Annotated in this window: 20 protein-coding genes; 9 read left to right on the plus strand and 11 right to left on the minus strand. The window is 69.3% G+C overall.

Going from position 1 to position 18,165, the window contains the following annotated elements; all coding sequences use genetic code 11:
• Positions 1-26 precede the first annotated feature (26 nt).
• Together IBL26_RS18335 and IBL26_RS18340 are read left to right on the plus strand one after the other, a co-directional pair.
• A complete protein-coding gene (locus IBL26_RS18335) occupies positions 27-488 on the plus strand; it encodes a disulfide bond formation protein B (protein ID WP_187785962.1) in 462 nt (153 codons plus the stop codon).
• 32 nt (positions 489-520) lie between these two features.
• The gene (locus IBL26_RS18340) at positions 521-1,162 is read left to right on the plus strand and encodes a hypothetical protein (RefSeq protein ID WP_187785963.1); all 642 of its coding nucleotides are present in this window, start codon (positions 521-523) and stop codon (positions 1,160-1,162) included.
• A gap of 174 nt (positions 1,163-1,336) precedes the next feature.
• Here IBL26_RS18340 and IBL26_RS18345 read toward each other — a convergent pair whose 3' ends face one another.
• Together IBL26_RS18345 and IBL26_RS18350 are read right to left on the minus strand one after the other, a co-directional pair.
• Positions 1,337-1,900: an HNH endonuclease gene (locus IBL26_RS18345; protein WP_187785983.1), complete on the minus strand. Its 564-nt coding sequence runs from the start codon at positions 1,898-1,900 to the stop codon at positions 1,337-1,339.
• Positions 1,901-2,062: 162 nt separating this feature from the next.
• Positions 2,063-2,728, minus strand: coding sequence for an alpha/beta hydrolase (locus tag IBL26_RS18350; RefSeq protein ID WP_187785964.1), 666 nt, complete (start codon positions 2,726-2,728; stop codon positions 2,063-2,065).
• Between the two features lie 54 nt (positions 2,729-2,782).
• Between IBL26_RS18350 and gluQRS the strand changes: the two genes are divergently transcribed.
• Entirely contained in the window at positions 2,783-3,634 is an 852-nt protein-coding gene (gene gluQRS, locus IBL26_RS18355) for a tRNA glutamyl-Q(34) synthetase GluQRS (protein ID WP_187785965.1), read from the plus strand.
• A 122-nt stretch (positions 3,635-3,756) separates the two neighbouring features.
• Here gluQRS and IBL26_RS18360 read toward each other — a convergent pair whose 3' ends face one another.
• The 4 genes from IBL26_RS18360 to IBL26_RS18375 all read right to left on the minus strand — a co-directional run bounded on the left by IBL26_RS18360 (position 3,757) and on the right by IBL26_RS18375 (position 8,207).
• Positions 3,757-4,374 carry a hypothetical protein gene (locus IBL26_RS18360; protein WP_187785966.1) on the minus strand — a complete coding sequence of 206 codons (618 nt, stop codon included), beginning with the start codon at positions 4,372-4,374 and terminating at the stop codon, positions 3,757-3,759.
• Between the two features lie 157 nt (positions 4,375-4,531).
• Entirely contained in the window at positions 4,532-5,965 is a 1,434-nt protein-coding gene (locus IBL26_RS18365) for a mannose-1-phosphate guanylyltransferase/mannose-6-phosphate isomerase (protein ID WP_187785967.1), read from the minus strand.
• A 116-nt stretch (positions 5,966-6,081) separates the two neighbouring features.
• Positions 6,082-7,593 carry a tripartite tricarboxylate transporter permease gene (locus tag IBL26_RS18370; RefSeq protein ID WP_187785968.1) on the minus strand — a complete coding sequence of 504 codons (1,512 nt, stop codon included), beginning with the start codon at positions 7,591-7,593 and terminating at the stop codon, positions 6,082-6,084.
• 20 nt (positions 7,594-7,613) lie between these two features.
• The gene (locus IBL26_RS18375; RefSeq protein ID WP_187785969.1) at positions 7,614-8,207 is read right to left on the minus strand and encodes a hypothetical protein; all 594 of its coding nucleotides are present in this window, start codon (positions 8,205-8,207) and stop codon (positions 7,614-7,616) included.
• Positions 8,208-8,583: 376 nt separating this feature from the next.
• Here IBL26_RS18375 and IBL26_RS18380 point away from each other — a divergent pair, with 376 nt between their 5' ends.
• From IBL26_RS18380 to IBL26_RS18390, 3 genes are all read left to right on the plus strand, one after another.
• Positions 8,584-9,771, plus strand: coding sequence for a M20 metallopeptidase family protein (locus IBL26_RS18380; protein ID WP_187785970.1), 1,188 nt, complete (start codon positions 8,584-8,586; stop codon positions 9,769-9,771).
• Positions 9,772-9,786: 15 nt separating this feature from the next.
• A complete protein-coding gene (locus IBL26_RS18385) occupies positions 9,787-10,767 on the plus strand; it encodes a ketopantoate reductase family protein (protein WP_187785971.1) in 981 nt (326 codons plus the stop codon).
• Positions 10,768-11,062: 295 nt separating this feature from the next.
• Complete coding sequence (locus IBL26_RS18390; protein WP_187785972.1) at positions 11,063-11,584, plus strand: cytochrome b; 522 nt, start codon at positions 11,063-11,065, stop codon at positions 11,582-11,584.
• A gap of 187 nt (positions 11,585-11,771) precedes the next feature.
• On the opposite strand, the gene IBL26_RS18395 is transcribed toward IBL26_RS18390, so the two are convergent.
• Positions 11,772-11,999 carry a hypothetical protein gene (locus tag IBL26_RS18395; RefSeq protein ID WP_187785973.1) on the minus strand — a complete coding sequence of 76 codons (228 nt, stop codon included), beginning with the start codon at positions 11,997-11,999 and terminating at the stop codon, positions 11,772-11,774.
• A gap of 121 nt (positions 12,000-12,120) precedes the next feature.
• Between IBL26_RS18395 and IBL26_RS18400 the strand changes: the two genes are divergently transcribed.
• From IBL26_RS18400 to IBL26_RS18410, 3 genes are read left to right on the plus strand one after another with little or no spacing between them, the layout of a single operon-like run.
• On the plus strand, positions 12,121-12,453 hold the full coding sequence (locus tag IBL26_RS18400) for a DUF1491 family protein (RefSeq protein WP_187785984.1): 333 nt from the start codon (positions 12,121-12,123) through the stop codon (positions 12,451-12,453).
• A 4-nt stretch (positions 12,454-12,457) separates the two neighbouring features.
• Positions 12,458-13,135 carry a helix-turn-helix transcriptional regulator gene (locus tag IBL26_RS18405; RefSeq protein ID WP_187785974.1) on the plus strand — a complete coding sequence of 226 codons (678 nt, stop codon included), beginning with the start codon at positions 12,458-12,460 and terminating at the stop codon, positions 13,133-13,135.
• Positions 13,136-13,195: 60 nt separating this feature from the next.
• Positions 13,196-13,558, plus strand: coding sequence for a VOC family protein (locus tag IBL26_RS18410; RefSeq protein ID WP_187785975.1), 363 nt, complete (start codon positions 13,196-13,198; stop codon positions 13,556-13,558).
• A gap of 280 nt (positions 13,559-13,838) precedes the next feature.
• On the opposite strand, the gene IBL26_RS18415 is transcribed toward IBL26_RS18410, so the two are convergent.
• The 4 genes from IBL26_RS18415 to IBL26_RS18430 all read right to left on the minus strand — a co-directional run.
• Positions 13,839-14,807, minus strand: coding sequence for a 2-hydroxyacid dehydrogenase (locus IBL26_RS18415; RefSeq protein ID WP_187785976.1), 969 nt, complete (start codon positions 14,805-14,807; stop codon positions 13,839-13,841).
• 85 nt (positions 14,808-14,892) lie between these two features.
• Positions 14,893-16,530, minus strand: coding sequence for a peptidoglycan -binding protein (locus tag IBL26_RS18420; RefSeq protein ID WP_187785977.1), 1,638 nt, complete (start codon positions 16,528-16,530; stop codon positions 14,893-14,895).
• Positions 16,531-16,548: 18 nt separating this feature from the next.
• The gene (locus IBL26_RS18425) at positions 16,549-17,700 is read right to left on the minus strand and encodes a DNA repair protein RecN (protein ID WP_187785978.1); all 1,152 of its coding nucleotides are present in this window, start codon (positions 17,698-17,700) and stop codon (positions 16,549-16,551) included.
• The coding region (locus IBL26_RS18430; protein ID WP_206684261.1) for a hypothetical protein at positions 17,697-18,165 on the minus strand (469 nt) is incomplete at its 5' end. The genes IBL26_RS18430 and IBL26_RS18425, both read right to left, overlap by 4 nt.

The following is an 18,165-nucleotide window of genomic DNA, read 5'->3' on the forward strand; positions in this document are numbered from 1 at the left end:
CACGGCGTGGGGCGAGAAAGCGGGTCATGCCCATCCTCATCGCCCTGCTGGCCGCCGCCGCTCCGCTCTTCGCCATGGCGACGGAACGCTGGGGCGGGCTGAATCCCTGTCTGCTCTGCCTGTGGCAACGCTGGCCCTATTGGGTGGCGGCGGGGCTTGCCGTGCTGGCGCTGGTGTTGCCGCGCCGGCTGATGCTGGCACTGGCCGGGCTGGCGGTGCTCGTCTCCGGCGCCTTCGCCGTGGTGCATCTGGGCGTGGAGGCGAAGTGGTGGCCATCGCCCCTGCCGGGCTGCATGGCGCCGAATGCCAGCCCCGGCCAGACGATCGACCAGATGATGGCCAGCCTGGCACCGCGCCCCGCCAAGCCGTGCGACGAGCCGACCTACCTGATCCCCGGCCTGCCGGTGACGATGGCCGGCATGAACCTGATCTACGCGCTGGGGCTGGGCGGCTTCGCCTTCTGGGCGGCATCGCGTCGCAAAGGCTGACGGCGGGCGCCAAGCCTGCCAGGATGGACGTCATGTCCATTCCGTATCGTCTTTTGGGCTGCCCCCTGCCGGTCCTCGGCCTGCTGCTGCTGGTAGGCTGCGCGCAGCGTCAGGACCCGATCAACGCCGTCGCGCCCCTGGCGGCGCGGCTGCCGGAACAGCTGGCGGAGTTCCAGCGGGTCGACATCACCCAGGTCGCCACCCTGCCGCCCTCGCTGGGCGTGCGTTACCGCCACCCGCAGACCCAGACCACGGTGGCGGTGTTCCTGCGCCAGGGTGCCGATGGCCCCTGGCCGGATGGCGCGGAGTCGCCGGAGGTGCAGATGGAGATCACCGCCAGCACGCTGGCGATGGTGGCCCTGCTGGGCAATGTGCCGGTGGCCCGCGTGCCCGATTATGCGCTGACCCCGGCCGGCGAAACCGCCCCCGCACTGCGCTGCACCACAGTGCTGGTGCCGTTGCAGCAGCAGATGGTGCGGCGGGAGACAGTCTGCGCCACCGGCCTGAACGGCACGTTGGTGAAGGTGCATGTCAGCGGCCTGCACCCGCGGGACCGGACCGACCAGGCCTTCCAGTTCTTCTCCAGCACCGCCTTGCAGGCCCTGTTCGCCCTGCGCGCCGATGGGCCGGTGGTGGCACCGCGCGATGCCAGCGGGCCGGTGTTCCGGCTCTAGCGCGTCGTCGCCACGTCTTCGGGCGGTGGACCTCCAGGCCCTATCGGTACCGGCGTTGAGGCGAAGACACGGCCGGGGAAGGAATTCCCCGGATCCCATCTTCTTCGCGTGAGGCAGTAGGCGCTAAACCGTCTGACTTCTGCCGCAGGGCGTAGCCGGGGAGCCTCGCCCGCCTCAGGCTTCCAGTTCGCTGTCCCAGTACAGGTAGTCGCGCCAGCTCTTGTGCAGATAGTTGGGCGGGAAGGCGCGCCCGTTCTCCTGCAATTCCCAGCTGGTCGGCTGCCGGGCGATCTCGCGCGGGAACATCTTGATCTCACGCGGCAGCTTGTTCGCCTTCCGCAGGTTGCACGGCCCGCAGGCGGTGACGACGTTGTCCCAGCTGGTGCGCCCGCCGCGGGAGCGGGGGATGACGTGGTCGAAGGTCAGCTCGTGCGTCGGGCCTTCCTCGTTGCAATAGACACAGGAGAAGCGGTCCCGCAGGAACACGTTGAAGCGGGTGAAGGCCGGGCGCCGCGCGGAAGGAATGTACTCCTTCAACGCGATGACGCTGGGCAGGCGGATGGTGTGGTTCGGCGAGTGGACTTCGGTGTCGTATTCCGACAGCACGGACACGCGGTCGAGGTACACCGCCTTAACCGCGTCCTGCCAGGACCACAGTGATAGCGGAAAGTAGGACAGCGGACGGAAGTCCGCATTCAGCACCAGGGCGGGGAAGCCCTGGCCTCCTACCGTTAACATCCCGTCAGGCAAGCGGCGCTCCTTTTCTGGGCGCGCGCCTCAACGGCTGGGGCTCTACCGAACGGACAAGCCCCAGATGTCGTGGCGCCGTCGGTGTGCCTGGATTCATGGCAGGAAGCCGGGGCCCGTGCAATATCGGGCCTCGCCTGTTTCACATGGCTGTCACGCCGCCACGAACGGCGCCGCCACCCGTTGCAGGAACAGCGCGCCGGCGGTGAGCCCGGCATCGTCGATGCCATGGCCGAGATGGGGGGAATACACCGACTCCACCGGCACGTTCGCCGCCGCCAGGGCCGATTCGGCTTGGTGGCTGGCTTCGGCGGGTACCACTTCGTCCGCCTCGCCATGCACCAGCAGCACGGGCGGGCGGCCGGCGATCTCGGCGGCCAGCGTGTCGGCGCCGATCAGCATGCCGGAGAAGGCGAGGATGCCCGCCGGCTCCACCGCCCGGCGCAGGCCGGTATAGAGCGCGGTCATCGCCCCCTGGCTGAAGCCCATCAGCACCACCGCCGATTCCGGCAGGTTGGCGGCGGCGCATTCGGCGGTGATGGCGCCATCGAGCACCGGCTGCGCCAGCCGCACCCCCGCCAGGCGGTTGACCGGCGTGCGGTCCGACAGGCTGAACCACTGGCGGCCATAGGGGGCACCATCATGCGGCTGCGGCGCGTGCGGGGCGATGAACAGTGCATCCGGCACCGCGCTGGCCCAGTAGGGCGCCAGGTCGATCAGGTCGTTGCCATCGGCGCCCAGGCCATGCAGCAGGAAGACGATCAGCTTCGGCTTGCCGCCGCTCTTCGGCCCCCAACGCGGTCCATCCAATGCGGCCATCGGGCGCTGCCCCTCTTGCTGTGATGCGGGCCTCTCCGCTACGCGCGATCGGGCATGGCCGCAACCACCGTCACGCGCTTCGCCCCCAGCCCCACCGGGCGGCTGCATCTGGGCCACGCGCACTCCGCCCTGCTGGGCTGGCAGGCCGCCCGCGAGGCCGGCGGCCGCTTCCTGCTGCGCATCGAGGATATCGATCCGGTGCGCTGCCGCCCGGAATACACCGACGCCATCTTGCACGACCTCGCCTGGCTGGGCCTGGACTGGAACGCGCCGCCGCGCATCCAGTCCCGCCACCTGCCGGAATACGGAGCGGTGCTGAAGAGGCTGTCCGGCATGGGGCTGCTATACCCGTGCTTTTGCACCCGGGCGGACATCGCGCGGGAGGTCGCCGCCATCGGCCATGCCCCGCATGGGCCGGATGGCCTGCTCTATCCCGGCACGTGCCACCGCCTGTCCGCCGAGGCGCGCGCCGCCCGCATCGCCGCCGGCGAGCCCTACGCGCTGCGTCTGGACATGGCGGCCGCCCTGGCCCGGCTGGCGGCACCGCTATCCTTCGAGGAGCAGGGCAGGGGCCGCCTGCGATGCGACCCCGCCCGCTTTGGCGATGTCGTGCTGGCGCGGAAGGATACGCCGGCCTCCTACCACCTCTGCGTTACCCACGACGACGCGCTGCAAGGCGTGACGCTGGTGACGCGGGCGGAGGATCTGCTGCCGGCGACCGATCTGCACCGGCTGCTCCAGGTGCTGCTCGGTTGGCCGGAACCCCGCTACCGCCACCACCCATTGCTGCTGGGCGCCGATGGCAAGCGGCTGTCCAAGCGCCACAACGCGCCCACCCTGGCGGCGCTGCGGCAAGACGGGCACAGCCCGGCCGCGGTATGGACGATGGCGATGGGGCACGGGTGAGTTGACGGGGCGCTGCGCCGCCAACCTTCCCTTGCAGGAGGGTACGACCTTCTACACCCACTCGGCCTGACCGCAGCGCTTTCACCGATGAGGCGGGGCGCCGCGCCGGCCGATGCTCGCCGTCAGCGGGCCGGCGGGTTCTGCAGCTTGCCGATGTCGAAGCGCTTCATCAGGTCGACGAGGATATCAGTGTTCGGCAGCCCGTTGCCGCTCAGCTTGATGGCGACGTTGCCCCGCACCAGCGTCAGCTCCGCATCGTCGCTGCCCTGTTCCCGCTGCAGAACCGCGTTGTCGTTGCCGATGCGGACGCGGCGGGCGCCGCTGCCCAGCATGGCCGGGTTGTTCACCATGCTGCTGAAGGCCTGGATCATCGGGTTGTCGATGAACACGCTGGCCTCAATGCTGCCCTCGCCGCCGTCCCGCGTGTAGTTGCGCTCCACCAGCACGCCACCGCCCAGGATCTGCGCCGCGACGGCCCCGCCGCCGCTGTTAACGGTATCCGCAGGCTCCAGCGTCCAGCCGGCCGGCGCGGCCGGGAACAGCGCGGCGTAGATGGCGGCGCGCTTCTGGAACAGCGCGTTCAGGGCAAAGTTCGTCTCGGTGACGGCACCACCGAGGTCGCCCTTCTCATAGAGCTGGCGCGCCCGTTCCAGCCCCTCGGTGATCTCATCGGCCTGCACGGCGGCCGTGGCGCCCATGAGCGCGAGGCCCAGCGCGGCGATGCGGAGATGACGGTGCATGGAGGTCTCCCGTGTCCTGCCCCTGCCGAATAAACGGCGGACGGGGCGGGAAACAGGGGCCGCGGGGCCGCGCGGCGTCACAACCGCGATAGCCGTGCTTTGGCTTGCCCACGTTCCCGGCCAGGCCACGGGGCCTGGCCGGTGGCGTCATGCGGCATCAGGTGCGGCCGTAGGTGTCCTCGAAGCGGACGATGTCGTCCTCGCCCAGGTAGGAGCCCGACTGCACCTCGATCAGCGTCAGCGGGATCATGCCGGGGTTCTCCATCCGGTGGACGCAGCCCAGCGGCAGGTACACGGACTCGTTCTCCCGCAGCAGGATGCGCTCGGCATCGCGCTCGACGATGGCGGTGCCGTTCACCACCACCCAGTGCTCGGCCCGGTGGAAGTGCTTCTGCAGGGAGAGCTTCTGCCCCGGCTTCACCTGGATCTTCTTGACCTGGAAGCGGTCGCCCTGGATCAGGCCCTCATAGTGGCCCCAGGGGCGGTAGTTCCGGCGGTGCTCGGTCGCTTCCTTGTACTTCGCCTTCTTCAGCTGGCTCAGCAGGGTCTTCACGTCCTGCGCGCGGTCCCGGTGCATGGCGAGCACGGCATCGTCGGTGACGACGACGACCACGTCCTCCAGCCCGACCACGGCGGTCAGAATGCCTTCGCTGCGGACGTAGCTGTTCTTGCTGTCCAGCAACTCCACCGGGCCATAGGTCGCGTTGCCGGCGGCGTCATGCGGGGCGATTTCCCACAGCGCGCTCCAGGACCCGACATCGGACCAGCCAATAGAGGCCGGCACCACGGCGGCGCGGTCGGTCTTCTCCATCACGGCGTAGTCGATGGAGATGTCTGGGGCGGAGGAGAAGGCGGCGACGTCCAGCCGGACGAAGTCGAGGTCCCGGGTCGAGTTCGCCACGGCGGCGCGGACGGCCACCAGCAGCTCCGGCGCCAGGCGCTCCAGCTCCGCCACCAGCGTCGCCGCGGTGGCCACGAACATGCCGGAATTCCACAGGTGCCGGCCACCGGCCAGGAAGCCCTCGGCCGTCGCGGCGTCCGGCTTCTCGACGAAGCGGGCGATGGCGGAGACGCCTTCCAGTCCATCCAGCGGCGCGCCGGTCTCGATATAGCCGTAGCCGGTCTCGGGCGCGGTGGGCTGCATGCCGAAGGCGGCGATGCGGCCGGCGCGGGCGGCGGCGGTGGCGCGGGCCAGGGCGGCGGAAAGCGCGGCGTCATCCGCGATGGCGGCATCGGCGGCCATCAGCCACAGCACCGCGCTCGGGTCCTGCTCATGCGCCAGCAGGGCGGCCGCGGCGATCGCGGGGGCGCTGTTGCGGGCCACCGGCTCCAGCACGATGGTCGGGTTCACGATCTCGGCCGACTGCAGCTGCTCGGCCACCATGAAGCGGTGGGCCTGGTTGCAGACGATGATCGGCGCGGCGAAGCCGCTGCCGGTGGCGCGCGCCACCGTGTCCTGCAACATGGTGTGGCCGGAAACGAGCGGCCAGAACTGCTTCGGATAGCCTTCCCGGGACAGGGGCCAAAGCCGGCTACCGGTGCCCCCGCAGAGAACGACCGGAACAATCTGCTGGGAACTGGCTTCGACCATGCTGCTTTTCGGACCCTGTTGGTTCTCTGGCCTGACCATAAGCTGCGGGATGCGCAAAGAAAAGCCGCCCCGGTGTGACACCGGGGCGGCTTGTAGCGACGTCGATGCCGAGTGGGTTACTCGGCCATCGCCGCCTCCTTCTTCTTCCGCAGGGCCGGCGACAGCATCAGGCCAAGCGTCAGGGCGCAGATGACGAGCAGCGTGGCGCTGATCGGCCGGTTCGCGAAGTCGATGAAGATGTACGGATCACCGCGGGAGAGCAGCATGGCGCGGCGCAGATGCTCTTCCATCATCGGGCCAAGCACGAAGCCGACCAGAAGCGGCGCCGGCTCCATCTTCAACTTGTTGAACACGTAGCCCAGGATGCCAAAGAACACCGTGGAGTACACGTCGAACACGTTGTTGTTGATGGAATACACGCCGATCGCACAGAAGGTGAGGATCGCCGGGTACATGTACTTGTAGGGAACCTGCAGCAACTTCACCCACATGCCGATCATCGGCAGGTTGATGACGAGCAGCATCAGGTTGCCGATCCACATGGAGCAGATCAGGCCCCAGAACAGGTCCGGCTGGCTTTCCACCATGCGCGGGCCAGGCTGGATGCCCTGAATGATCAGCGCGCCCACCATCAGCGCCATGACGGCGTTGGAGGGGATGCCGAGCGTCAGCAGCGGGATGAAGCTGGTCTGCGCCGCCGCGTTGTTCGCGGCCTCGGGACCGGCCACGCCTTCGATGGCGCCGTTGCCGAACTCATGCCGGCCCTTCGACATCTTCCGCTCCATCATATAGGAGCCGAAGGAGGCGAGGGACGCACCGCCGCCCGGCAGGATGCCGAGCGCGGAGCCGATGATGGTGCCGCGCAGCACGGACGGGGTGGCGCGCTTCCACTCCTCCCGGGTCAGCATTAGGCTGCCGACCTTGGCGGTCAGCACGCTGCGGACTTCCGGCTTTTCCAGGTTCAGGATGATCTCGGCGATGCCGAAGACACCCATCGCCATGGCGGCGAAGTTCAGGCCGTCAGAGAGCTCCGGCACACCGAAGGTAAAGCGCTGCTGGCCGGTCTGCACGTCCGTGCCCACCAGGCCGAGGGCCACGCCCAGCGTCACCATCGCGATGGACTTCACCACCGAGCCCTGCGCGAGCACGGCGGAGATGATGAGGCCCAGCAACATGAGCGAGAAGTAATCCGCTGGCCCGAAGGACAGCGCCACCTGCGTCAGCAGCGGGCCCGAGGCCGCGACCAGCAGGGTAGCGACGGAACCCGCGAAGAACGAGCCGACGGCCGCGATGGTCAGCGCGGCACCGGCCCGGCCGTTGCGGGCCATCTTGTAGCCCTCCAGCGTGGTCACAACCGATGACACTTCGCCGGGTAGGTTCAGAAGGATGGCAGTGGTGGAGCCACCATACTGCGCGCCGTAGTAGATGCCGGCGAGCATGATGATGGCGGTGGTCGCGGGCTGGCCGAAGGTGATGGGCAGCAGCAGTGAAATGGTGGCAACCGGCCCGATGCCCGGCAGCACGCCGATGGCGGTGCCGATCAGCGCGCCCAGCAGGGCGAAGAGCAGGTTGTCGAAGCTCATCGCGACGCCGAAGCCGTGCGCGAGATTGGAGAGGAGAAGTTCCATGGTCGTTCCTACTTACCCGCTCAGAAGGTCGGCCAGATGTTCACGCGGATATCGAGCTCGTAGATGAACACCCACCAGCAGAGCGCGATCAGGAAGACGACGCAGCCCGCGACGCCCAGGGGACGGTGATCCTTGTCCGCGAACGCCGCGACGACGACCATCGCGGCGATGGCGAGGAACAGACCGCCCGCATCCAGCAGCACGCCGAAGATGTTCATGCCGGCCAGCACCAGCGCCAGCACGCGCCAGCCAGGGCTGACGGCCAGGATGAACAGGCCGATCGTGCTGGAGATACCGAGGGCGTACCAGTTGCTCTCCAGCCCCGGCACCGCCGCCAGCAGCGGGTAGGCCACGAGCGTGACGGCGATGGCGATGGCCAGCGTCACGAAGTCCAGCTTGGTCCACTTCTCCAGTGAATCAGGACCGCTGAAGAACGCGATCCCGAGCACGATCAGGCCGAAGCAGAACTCCAGCCCGAACACCAGCATCGGCATGTAGCCCGGCCCCATGCGGCGCGCGCTGCCGAGCGTATGGTCCGTGTTGAGCCAAAGGCCCACCGCCGCCAGCACCAGTAGAAAGATGCCAGAGGCAAGGTCTTTCGCGTTGATTTTCATGCCAATCCTTTCTTGAACCTCCGCGTGCCACCGGCACGCCCCACGCACGTCACTCGTAGTCCTTGTACGATGTCGGATAGCATCGCCCCAGCGGTTCCCGAACGGCCAGATCCGGGCACCAGACGATCATCGCATGTCCCAGCACCCCCAACCGCCGGTCAGACCGTCGGTCACTTAGAAGCCCTGGTCGCATGCACGCCAGTTTGGCTGGCGCTTCCATCTCCTCCGAATCACAAAAGTTAGGCAACCTATGTCATCGGCACCGGAAACGGCAATAAGCTAGCTCACGATAACGAGACCTTCATAAGCCGGTTCACGCAAGAAAATTGCTGTTTCTTGGTTCACCACATTAAGTCCAGTACAGGATGTTGCTAAAATGCCCGATACAACCCGGATCAACGACACCAACCGCCATTTGCAAGACGCCGCCCGCGCCCTGGCGCCCGGCCTGATCGAGATCCGCCGCGACATTCACGCCCATCCGGAATTGGCATTCGAGGAAGTCCGCACCAGCGGCATCGTGGCGGCAGAGTTGGCACGGCTCGGCATCCCGCACCGCACCGGCGTCGGCGGCACCGGCGTGGTCGGGTTCATCGAGGGCGGGCGGCCCGGACCCAACCTGGCCATCCGTGCTGACATGGACGCGCTGCCGATCCATGAGGAGACCGGCCTGGCCTTTGCCAGCCAGGTGGACGGCAAAATGCACGCCTGCGGGCACGACATCCACACCGTCACCCTGCTCGGCGTCGCCGCCGTGCTGAAGGACCTGGCGCCCCGGCTGGCCGGCCGCATCGCGCTGGTGTTCCAGCCGGCGGAGGAGACGCTGGAAGGCGCCGAGGCCATGATCAAGGACGGCGTCATGGACGGCGTGGACCTGGCGCTGGGCTTCCACAACCACCCGCATCAGCCGGTCGGCAGCTTCGCCTATGTCCGTGGCGCCTGCCTGGCGGCGGCGGACCGGTTCGACCTGATCATCCGCGGCAAGTCCGGCCACGCCGCCCACCCTTACGCGGCGGTGGACCCGATCGTGGCGGCGGCGCATTTCGTCACCCAGGCACAGACCGTCGTGTCGCGGGAGCTGCGGCCGCTGCACCCGGCCGTCGTCACCATCGGCCAGTCCATCGGCGGCACCACCTACAACATCATCCCTGAGCGGGTGCACCTGAAGGGCTCGGTCCGTACCCTGCACCCGGCGGCGCGGGACACGGCCGAGGCAGCGCTGCGGCGGCTGGCGGACGGCATCGCCCTCGGCATGCGGATCGAGGCGATCATGGACTACCAGCGCAAGGTGCCACCGCTGGTGAACGACGACCGCGTGCTGAACCCCGCCATCGCCGCGCTGACCGACCAGTTCGGCGACATCCTGATCGAGGGCGAGCCCAGCATGGGGTCCGAGGATTTCTCCGCCTTCGCCACCCGCGTGCCGGCGATGCAGCTGGGGATTGGCTCCGGCGCGCCGGGACGGCATGATGCCCTGCACAACGCCAATTATCAGCCCGATGAAGGCTGCATTCCGCTTGGGGTGGAAGCGCTGTCCCGTATCGCGCTCGATTTGCTGAAGTAAAGTCAGGGACAGCCTATGAAGATCTGTGTTTTCGGCGCCGGCGCCATCGGCGGCCATGTCGCCACGCGCCTGGCGCTGGGCGGGGCGGAGACCTCCGTCGTCGCGCGCGGCGCGCAGCGTGACGCGATTGCCGCCCATGGCCTGACCGTCAGCGCCAAGGATGGCGTGCACACCGCCCGCCCGCGCGTCGGCAGCCCGGCCGAGCTGGGCGTGCAGGATGCCGTCATCGTCACGGTCAAGGCGCCGGCCCTGCCGGGCGTGGCGCAGGCGATCGGCCCGCTGCTGGGCCCGGATACCACCGTGGCCTTCGTGATGAACGGCATCCCCTGGTGGTATTTCGACCGCCATGGCGGCCCGCTGGAAGGCCGCCGCCTGCCCGAGATCGACCCCGGCGAGGCCATCCGTAAAGCCGTGGGGCCGGAACGGACGCTGGGCGGCGTGGTCTATTCCGCCTGCACCGTGACCGAGCCCGGCCACATCCACGTGGAGAACCAGGTCAACCGCGTCATCCTGGGCGAGCTGGATAACAGCGCCAGCCCGCGTGCCGAAGCCATCGCCGCCTACCTGACCAAGGGCGGCATGAGCGGCGAGGTGTCGCAGGACATCCGCCGGGACGTCTGGACCAAGCTGGCCAGCAACCTGGCCTTCGGGCCCTTCGCCATCCTCGCCCGCATGGGCTCCGGCGCCGCGACGCACGATCCGGTGGTGCGGACAGCCATGGTGCGCGGCATGAAGGAGGTGATCGCCATCGCCGAGGCCCTGGGCCAGCCGGTGGACCTGGATGCGGAAAAGCGTGTCGCCGCGATCTCCTCGTCCGGCCACAAGGCCTCCATCCTGCAGGACCTGGAGCTGGGTCGGCCGATGGAAGTGGCCGCCATGTTCCGCGCCCCGCTGGAACTGGCGCGCATGGCGGAAGTGGAGACGCCGACCCTCGACCTCGCCGTGGCCCTGGCGACGATGCAGGCGAAGGGGGCGGGGCTCTACGAGGCTGCCTGAGGGGAAGAGGAAGGCTGGGGAAGGAATTCCCCAGACCCCTTCTTTTCTGCGAGTTTCGCGTCGTGCTTCAGGACTGGGGGCGGGCGCTGCTTGATGATTCAAAGATGAGCCACGCGGGCTGAACGGTCAGCCGCCGGAGGTCCAGGATCTCAGGCGTGCCCAGCCGTCTCTCGGCTCCGACCCATCAACAGTTCCATCCGAAACTCGAAGAAAGAAAAGAAGGGCCCCGGGGAATTCTTTCCCCGGCCTTCCTCCACCTGTCACCCTGCAGCCCCCAGGGAAGGAGAAGCCCTTCATGCGCTACACCCGCACCGCGCGTACCCTGCATTGGCTGACGGTGGCGGCCTTGCTGGTTGTCGGCACGCTGGGGCTTTGGCTGGGCTGGGCGGCGCCAGAGGACGAGGCGCTGAAGCTGCGCCTGTACAACATCCATGAAAGCATCGGCCTGCTCCTGTGGCCGCTGACGCTGTTCCGGCTGTTCTGGCGCTGGGGGAACCCGCCGCCGCCCGCACCGCCGCAGCCGGCCGTGCTGAACGCGGTGGCGGGGGCAGTGCATGCGGGCCTGTATGGGCTGCTGCTGACCATGCCGATCGTTGGCTTCCTGGCCACCAATGCCTGGGGCTTCCCGCTGCGCATCTTCGGCCTGGTGCCGGTGCCCAGCCCATTGGGGCGGGACGAAGCCTGGGCACCGGCGTTGACGGAACTGCATGGCTGGATGGCGCTGGGGCTCGGCCTGCTGGTGCTGGCGCATGCCGGTGCGGCGCTGGTCTGGCACGGCGCCATCCGCCGCGATGGCCAGCTGCAGCGGATGCTATAGAGCGTGATGGCTTGAGGTGGCACCGCCGGAAGGCGTGAAACGCGCAGTCGGCAAAGGCGGTGAGCGTGAGCGGATCACGCTCTCGGCCGAGCCCGCCGCATGCAGATGCGGCGGGCTCGGTCTCAGGGCCGCCCCAGGCCGATCAGCCCTTGGCCGCCCGGGGTCATCCAGGCCGGCTGGCCGCGGGTCAGAGCGGCTTGGTGGCCTTTTCCATCAGCCGGGCAAAGAAGCCGGGCTTCTTGGCAGGCTGCGGGGCCGTCCTGGCGGCGGCGGCGGCCAACAGGGCCTCGCGCTCCTGCCCCTTCAGCTTCAGCCACTGTTCCAGGGTCTTGCCCGCCTTGGCGGCGCGCTTGGCTTCGTAGCTACGCTGGCCCTCGCTCATCCGCGGGGCGGTGGTCTCGGTCGTCTTCGCCATCGGTCCTTGGTCCCCTGCCGGCCCGTCCCGGGGGCCCGCGCCCCCCGCAGATGCCCGCTGCGGGCCGCCGCATCAAGAGGGGGGTTGCACAGGCACCGTGCCTGCCGCTTCCCTGCGCCGCATGGAACCGAGATTGAAGGCCGGCCTCTGGGCCAGCATGGCCATCCGCATGGCGGACCAGGCTGGGCGCATGGCCATGGTGCTGAAGAAGGGCGACGAGGATGCCGGCGGCATCCTGTGCGTGCTGCGTGGCCGCCAGGGATGCGTCGTGCTCAGCCAGACGCGGGATGCCGAGGGCCGTCCCGCCTGGCTGCGCGGCACCGGCAATGACCCGGTGCCGGAGCCGGAGGCCGACGCCTATGTCGCCCGGCAGACGTCGCGCGACCCCGACTTGTGGGTCCTGGAATTCGAGACGCCGGACCTTGTGCCTCCCTTCGAGGCACGGCTGATCTAGCGTCATGTCCCGCTCCGCCCGCCTGTTGGCGCTGATGCAGACGCTGCGCCGCCGCCGCCGCGCCGCAACGGCCGAGGAACTGGCGGGTGAGCTCGGTATCTCCACCCGCACCCTCTACCGGGACATCGCCACCCTGGTGGGGGAGGGCGCGCCGATCGAGGGTGCCGCCGGGCTGGGCTACGTCCTGCGCCCCGGCTTCTTCCTGCCGCCGCTGATGCTGGGGGAGGAGGAAGTGGACGCCTTGTTGCTCGGCCTGAAGCTGGTGGGGCAGCGTGGCGACGCGGCGCTCTGCCGGGCGGCGGAGGACGCGCTGGCCAAGATCATCGCCGTGCTGCCGCCGGAGCGGGAGAACGCGACCGATAGCGGACTGATGGTGCCGTCCGAGCAGCCGGACGGCACCGCGCACATGGCGGTGTTGCGCCAGGCCATCCGGCGGGAACAGCGCCTGCACCTGCGCTATACGGACCTGAAGGGGCAGGAGAGCACGCGCATCGTCTGGCCCGTCGCCATCGGCTTCTTCGCGGCGGTGGAGGTGATGATCGCCTGGTGCGAGACGCGGGAGGATTTCCGTCATTTCCGCCTGGACCGCATCGCCATGGCCGCGCCTTCAGAGGGCCGTTACCCGCGCCGCCGCCGCGTGCTGCTGGCGGAATGGCGGGCTCAGCTCGGCATCGGCTCCTGACGGAAACTGTCACGGCAGGTGGGTAAGCCAGGGCATCCGCGCAGCAGAGGAGCCCTCGCGATGACCCAACCCACCCTGTTCATCCTGTATGTCGACCAGCCGCTGGCCAGCGCCGCCTTCTATGCGACGCTGCTGGGCTGCGAGCCGGTGGAGGCGCAGGAGACCTTCGCCATGTTCCGGCTGGATTCCGGCGTGTCCCTCGGCCTGTGGTCCCGCCACACGGTGGTACCGGCGCCCGGCGCGGCGGCCGGCGGCGGCGAACTGGCCTTCCATGTGGAGGATGTGGACGCCGTCTATCGGGACTGGGTGGCACGCGGCCTGCCCATTCTGCAGCAACCCGCCGAGATGGATTTCGGCCGCACCTTCACCGCCCAGGACCCGGACGGGCATCGCTTGCGCGTTTACCGAATGGCGCGGGCCTGACAGCGGCCGGACGCCAGAAAGTGTAAGGTCGGGGGGAATTCCCGGACCATTCCTTCTGCTGGCGAGTTTCAGATGTACGGGAGGGCTTTCCGGCGCCCCGCAGCTTCGGCTGGCCATCGCCGGGTCGAGCAGCACGGCGAGCGGCAGCGCTATTAGTTGCCGGTCCGAATCCTGCGCCGCTCAGGCCTGGGGCGCTCGGGGCTGGGGGCGCTGTCCGACCACACCCGAGCTCACATCAGAAAGATGGGGGTCTGGGGGAATTCCTTCCCCCAGCCTTCGCTCAGCAGACGAAGTCGTTCTCCGCCACCTTCTCGCCCTGGGCGACGCGGTGGATGTTGCCCCACATCTGGTTGATGGTGCTGACGAAGTTATCCGCCGCCATCGCCGCGATGTGCGGGGTGACCACGGCGTTGTCCAGCTTCAGCAGCGGGTGGTCCGCCGGCACCGGCTCCTGCTCGTACACATCCGTCGCGGCGCCAAGGATTTCCTTGGCCTTCAGCGCTTCCACCAGATCGCTCTCGATCACCACGCCGCCGCGGGCGCAGTTGATCAGCACGGCCTTGGGCTTCATCGACTGCAGCGCCTTGCGGTCGATCATGCCGGCGGTCTGCGGCGTCATCGGGCAATGCAGGCTGACGATGTCGGACTGGGCCAGGATCTCGGCCACCGTGGCGAAGGTGACGCCCTGGGCGGCTTCCTCGGCAGCGGAGAGCGGGCGGGTCTTGTTGTAGAGCACCTTGCAGCCGAAGGCCTTCACCATGCGGGCCACGTTCTGGCCGATGGCGCCGTAGCCGATGATGCCGACGGTCTTGCCGGAGATCATCAGGCTCTCCTTCGGCAGCGTGGTGGTGCGCCAGGAGCCGTCGGCCCGCAGGGTGGCATGGCCGAAGGCCAGGTTGCGCAGCAGGGCGATCATCAGCCCCACGGCGAATTCGGCGACGGGGACGGCGTTGCTGCCGGTGGTGCGGGCCACGGTGATGCCCTGGGCCTTGGCGGCCTCCAGGTCGAAATTATCGACGCCGACGCCCCATTTATGCAGGACCTTGGCCTTCTTTGCCGCCGCCAGCAGGCTGGCATCCACGGCGATCTGGCCGGAGATGATGTAGTCGGCGTCCGCCACCAGCGCCGCCAGCTCGGCCGGGTCGCGGCTCGTGGCATGCTCCATGGTCAGGCCGGGGGGCAGCAGGGCGCGCATCCGGTCGGCCGTGCTGGGGGTGATGGGGTCGAGGACGACGATCTTTTCGCTCATGCCATAGGCATAAGACGGAATTCCGATTCGGAAAACGTCCGAAACAGCTATCTATCTCGGCGGACGCATTAATTTCAGGCAGGCTTTATCGGTCAGTGAGACGAAGCTCGATCCGGCGGTTGCGCGCCAGGGCTTCGGGGCTGTCACCTGGGTCCAGCGGCTGGTTGTCGCCGAAGGCGGTAGCACCGACGCGGTTCGCCGGCAGCCCTTCGGAGATCAGCACCTGTGCCACCGCGATGGCGCGGGCGGAAGAGAGTTCCCAGTTGCTGGCATAGCGGCCGGTGCCGCGCAGCGGGCTGCGATCCGCATGGCCATCGACGCGCAGCAGCCAGGGCAGGTCGGCCGGGAAGCGGCGGCTGACATCCAGCAGCACGCGGGACAGCTCCCGCAATTGCTGGGTGCCGGAAGCGGAGAGGTCGGCGCTGCCGACCGGGAACAACACTTCGCTCTGGAACACGAAGCGGTCGCCGACGATGCGGACCTCCGGCCGGTCCCCCAGCACGTCGCGCAGGCGGCCGAAGAAGTCGCTGCGGTAGCGCTGCAGTTCCTCCACCCGGGCGGCGAGGGCGGCATTCAGCCGCTGGCCGAGGGCGCTGATCTGCGCGTCCTTGTCCCGGCCGGCGTTCTCCTCCGCCTCCAACACGGCGGCAATGCGGGAGAGCTCGGCCCGCAGCGCGGTGATCTGCTGGGTCAGCAGCGCCACCTGGGCGCGGGCGCTCTCGGCCAGCCGGGTCTGCTCGCCAGTGGCGGCCTCGGCGGTGCCGCGGCCCTCGGCCTCGGCACGGGCCTGGGCTTCGGCCGCGGCGCGGCGCTCCGCTTCAGTGCGCGCCTGGACCTCGGCGGCGGTACGGGCCTGTTCCTGGCTGCCGGCGCGGTCCAGCGCCGCCTGGGCCCGGCGCTCCATTTCATCGCGCAGGGCGGTCAGGGCGCGCACCTGCTCGTTCAGCCTTGTGATGTCGGAGAGGCGTGCCTCGATGGTGGCGCGGTCGGTGGTCACCTGCCGGTCCAGCGCCGCCATCTGCTGCCGCATCGCCTCCAGCGCCTGCCGGCTGCGGTCCAGCTCAGCGCGGGCGGTGGCCAGATCGGCGGTCACGCGGTCTCGCTGGCCCTCGGCGCTGCCGGCACGGGCCTGCTGCTCGGCCAGCTGCTGGCGGGCGGTGGCCAGGGCGTCACGCTCGGTGGCCAGGGCACGGCGGGTCTCGGTCAGGTCGCGCACGCTGGCGGCGGCATCGCCGCCACGCGCCTCGGCGCGGGAGAGGGCATCGGCCAGCCGCTCTTCCAGGCTGGCGATGCGCCCGGCGGCGCCGCGCGAGGAGGCTTCCAGGTCCGCGAGGCGTGCGGCCAGGCGGTCCCGGTCCGCGCGCAACGTGTCGCGCTCGGTCCCCTGGCGCTCCTGCTGGTCCCGCAGGGTGCCGAGCTGCGCCAGCGCGCTGTCCCGCGCCCCGGTGGCGGCGCGGAGTTCCTCGGTCATGCGGCCCAGGCGGCCCCGCAGTTCCTCGCCCTGGCCGCGCTCCAGCGCCAGCAGGTCGGCCAGCTCGGACACCTGCCGGTTCAGCCGGTCCAGCGCCTGATCGCGGGAGGAAAGGGCGACCGAAAGGAAGCCCTGCGCCAGCACGAACACCAGCAGGACGAAGATCAGCACCATCAGCAGGGTGGACAGCGCGTCCACATAGCCGGGCCAGGCGTTCAGCCCCTCCCGGTTGCCGCCCCGGCGCAGCGCCATGGCCTAGCGCCCCACCACTTAGCGGGGACCTTCATCGGCCAGGGCGGCGATGGTGCGGGCGAGAATCTTGATCTCGCCGCGGATCTCCGCCGTCGCCTGGGCGCGGCCCTGGGAGACGTCCTCGACCAGCCGGGCCAGGTACAGTTCCAGGTTGCGCAGGTGGCCGCGGGAGGCGTCGTCCAGCGCGCCGTGGGACTGCACGTCGGCCAGCCGGGCCAGGGTGGGGGCCAGGGCGGATTGCCCTTCCGCCACGCGCTGCATCAGCACCTGGCTGGCGCGCATCTGGTCCGCCAGGATGGAGAGCCGGTCGGTCAGCGTCACCAGCGCCTGGGCGGAGGCCGCGCGGCCTTCCTCGCCGCGCGTGATGATGCGCTGCAGGTTCTCCAGGTTCTCCGCCGTCTGCTCCAGCAGCGCCTGCACATAGGCGGGCACGGAACCACCGCCGCCTTCGCCGCCGGCATCGCCGAGCACGCCGGAGGAGAGGCGGGTGACGCCCGCCAGCCATTCCTCCAGCTCGTTGTAGAAGCGGGTCTGCGCCTGCCCCGCGGTCAGGTCCAGGAAGCCCAGCACCAGTGCGCCGGCCAGGCCGAGCATGGAGGAGGAAAAGGCGACGCCCATGCCGCGCAGCGGCTGGGTCAGCCCGGTCTTCAACTGGTTGAACAACTGGTTGATGTCGCCCGAGCCGACGGACATCGAGGAAATCACCTCGGCCACCGAGCCGATGGTCAGGATCAGGCCCCAGAAGGTGCCGAGCAGGCCGAGGAAGATGGACAGGCCGGTGACGTAGCGGGACAGCTCCCGGCTCTCATCAAGGCGGGAGGCGATGCCGTCCAATACGCTGCGCATGGCGGGGGCGGAGAGGGAGAGACGGTCCCCCCGTTTGGTGGCGAACATCGACGCCATCGGGCCCAGCAGGCGCGGTGCCGGGCGGGCGGGCGCGCCGGGGCGCGATTCGCGGAAGCCTTCCAGCCATGCCACCTCGGGGTTCAGGCTCACCACCTGGCGGATGTTCCAGGCGATGCCGAGCAGCAGCACCATCAGGATCACCGCGTTCAGCACCGGGTTGGCGCCGAAGGCCTGCATCAGCTCGCCCGACAGCACGGCGGCCAGCACGAAGACGGCCACCAGGAAGCCCAGCATCCGCAGCAGGTAGTGGTTGGGGCGTGTCATGGGCGTGGGGCGGCCTGTTCAGCTTGCGGGCCCAGGCTGGGGCTAGGAATGCCCGGTGGCAACACCTCGATCATGTCCACGCCGTTGGCGGTGCGGCCCAGGGGGCGCAGGTCGATGCGCGTGCCGGGCAGGCCACCGGCTTCCAGCAGCCGGCGTACGGTCTGCGCATTGGCCAGGGAGGCACGGCGGCCGATGGAAAGATCGTCGGTGGGCGCCGAGACCTGCGCCACGATGGTGACGCGCCCGGCGGTGCGGTTGGCGAGGTAGCGGCCGATCTCGGCCAGGGTGTTGGTAGTGGCGGTATCCACCTTGCCCGTGGCGCTTTCCCCACCGATGCGCCAGCCGCCGGCAGGCAGGTTCTGCATGCTGGGAGAAAGAGCAAACTGGGGCAGCGGCGTCGGTGGCGTGGCCGGGCGAGGCGGCCGGGTCAGGTCCGCCGGCGCGGGCGGCGCGGCGGCGGGGTCC

The sequence above is a fragment of the Teichococcus aerophilus genome (assembly GCF_014490485.1).
In the GTDB taxonomy this organism is placed as follows: Bacteria; Pseudomonadota; Alphaproteobacteria; order Acetobacterales; family Acetobacteraceae; genus Pseudoroseomonas; species Pseudoroseomonas aerophila.

What these genes read in the sequence shown, in the direction of transcription:
- IBL26_RS18350 (WP_187785964.1), bottom strand. Translation starts at nt 2,728, where the DNA reads ATGGCCGCATTGGATGGACCGCGTTGGGGGCCGAAGAGCGGCGGCAAG.
- IBL26_RS18340 (WP_187785963.1), top strand. Translation starts at nt 521, where the DNA reads ATGTCCATTCCGTATCGTCTTTTGGGCTGCCCCCTGCCGGTCCTCGGC.
- IBL26_RS18385 (WP_187785971.1), top strand. Translation starts at nt 9,787, where the DNA reads ATGAAGATCTGTGTTTTCGGCGCCGGCGCCATCGGCGGCCATGTCGCC.
- IBL26_RS18400 (WP_187785984.1), top strand. Translation starts at nt 12,121, where the DNA reads ATGGAACCGAGATTGAAGGCCGGCCTCTGGGCCAGCATGGCCATCCGC.
- gluQRS (WP_187785965.1), top strand. Translation starts at nt 2,783, where the DNA reads ATGGCCGCAACCACCGTCACGCGCTTCGCCCCCAGCCCCACCGGGCGG.
- IBL26_RS18405 (WP_187785974.1), top strand. Translation starts at nt 12,458, where the DNA reads ATGTCCCGCTCCGCCCGCCTGTTGGCGCTGATGCAGACGCTGCGCCGC.
- IBL26_RS18410 (WP_187785975.1), top strand. Translation starts at nt 13,196, where the DNA reads ATGACCCAACCCACCCTGTTCATCCTGTATGTCGACCAGCCGCTGGCC.
- IBL26_RS18365 (WP_187785967.1), bottom strand. Translation starts at nt 5,965, where the DNA reads ATGGTCGAAGCCAGTTCCCAGCAGATTGTTCCGGTCGTTCTCTGCGGG.
- IBL26_RS18390 (WP_187785972.1), top strand. Translation starts at nt 11,063, where the DNA reads ATGCGCTACACCCGCACCGCGCGTACCCTGCATTGGCTGACGGTGGCG.
- IBL26_RS18345 (WP_187785983.1), bottom strand. Translation starts at nt 1,900, where the DNA reads ATGTTAACGGTAGGAGGCCAGGGCTTCCCCGCCCTGGTGCTGAATGCG.
- IBL26_RS18415 (WP_187785976.1), bottom strand. Translation starts at nt 14,807, where the DNA reads ATGAGCGAAAAGATCGTCGTCCTCGACCCCATCACCCCCAGCACGGCC.
- IBL26_RS18360 (WP_187785966.1), bottom strand. Translation starts at nt 4,374, where the DNA reads ATGCACCGTCATCTCCGCATCGCCGCGCTGGGCCTCGCGCTCATGGGC.
- IBL26_RS18375 (WP_187785969.1), bottom strand. Translation starts at nt 8,207, where the DNA reads ATGAAAATCAACGCGAAAGACCTTGCCTCTGGCATCTTTCTACTGGTG.
- IBL26_RS18370 (WP_187785968.1), bottom strand. Translation starts at nt 7,593, where the DNA reads ATGGAACTTCTCCTCTCCAATCTCGCGCACGGCTTCGGCGTCGCGATG.
- IBL26_RS18335 (WP_187785962.1), top strand. Translation starts at nt 27, where the DNA reads ATGCCCATCCTCATCGCCCTGCTGGCCGCCGCCGCTCCGCTCTTCGCC.
- IBL26_RS18395 (WP_187785973.1), bottom strand. Translation starts at nt 11,999, where the DNA reads ATGGCGAAGACGACCGAGACCACCGCCCCGCGGATGAGCGAGGGCCAG.
- IBL26_RS18420 (WP_187785977.1), bottom strand. Translation starts at nt 16,530, where the DNA reads ATGGCGCTGCGCCGGGGCGGCAACCGGGAGGGGCTGAACGCCTGGCCC.
- IBL26_RS18380 (WP_187785970.1), top strand. Translation starts at nt 8,584, where the DNA reads ATGCCCGATACAACCCGGATCAACGACACCAACCGCCATTTGCAAGAC.
- IBL26_RS18425 (WP_187785978.1), bottom strand. Translation starts at nt 17,700, where the DNA reads ATGACACGCCCCAACCACTACCTGCTGCGGATGCTGGGCTTCCTGGTG.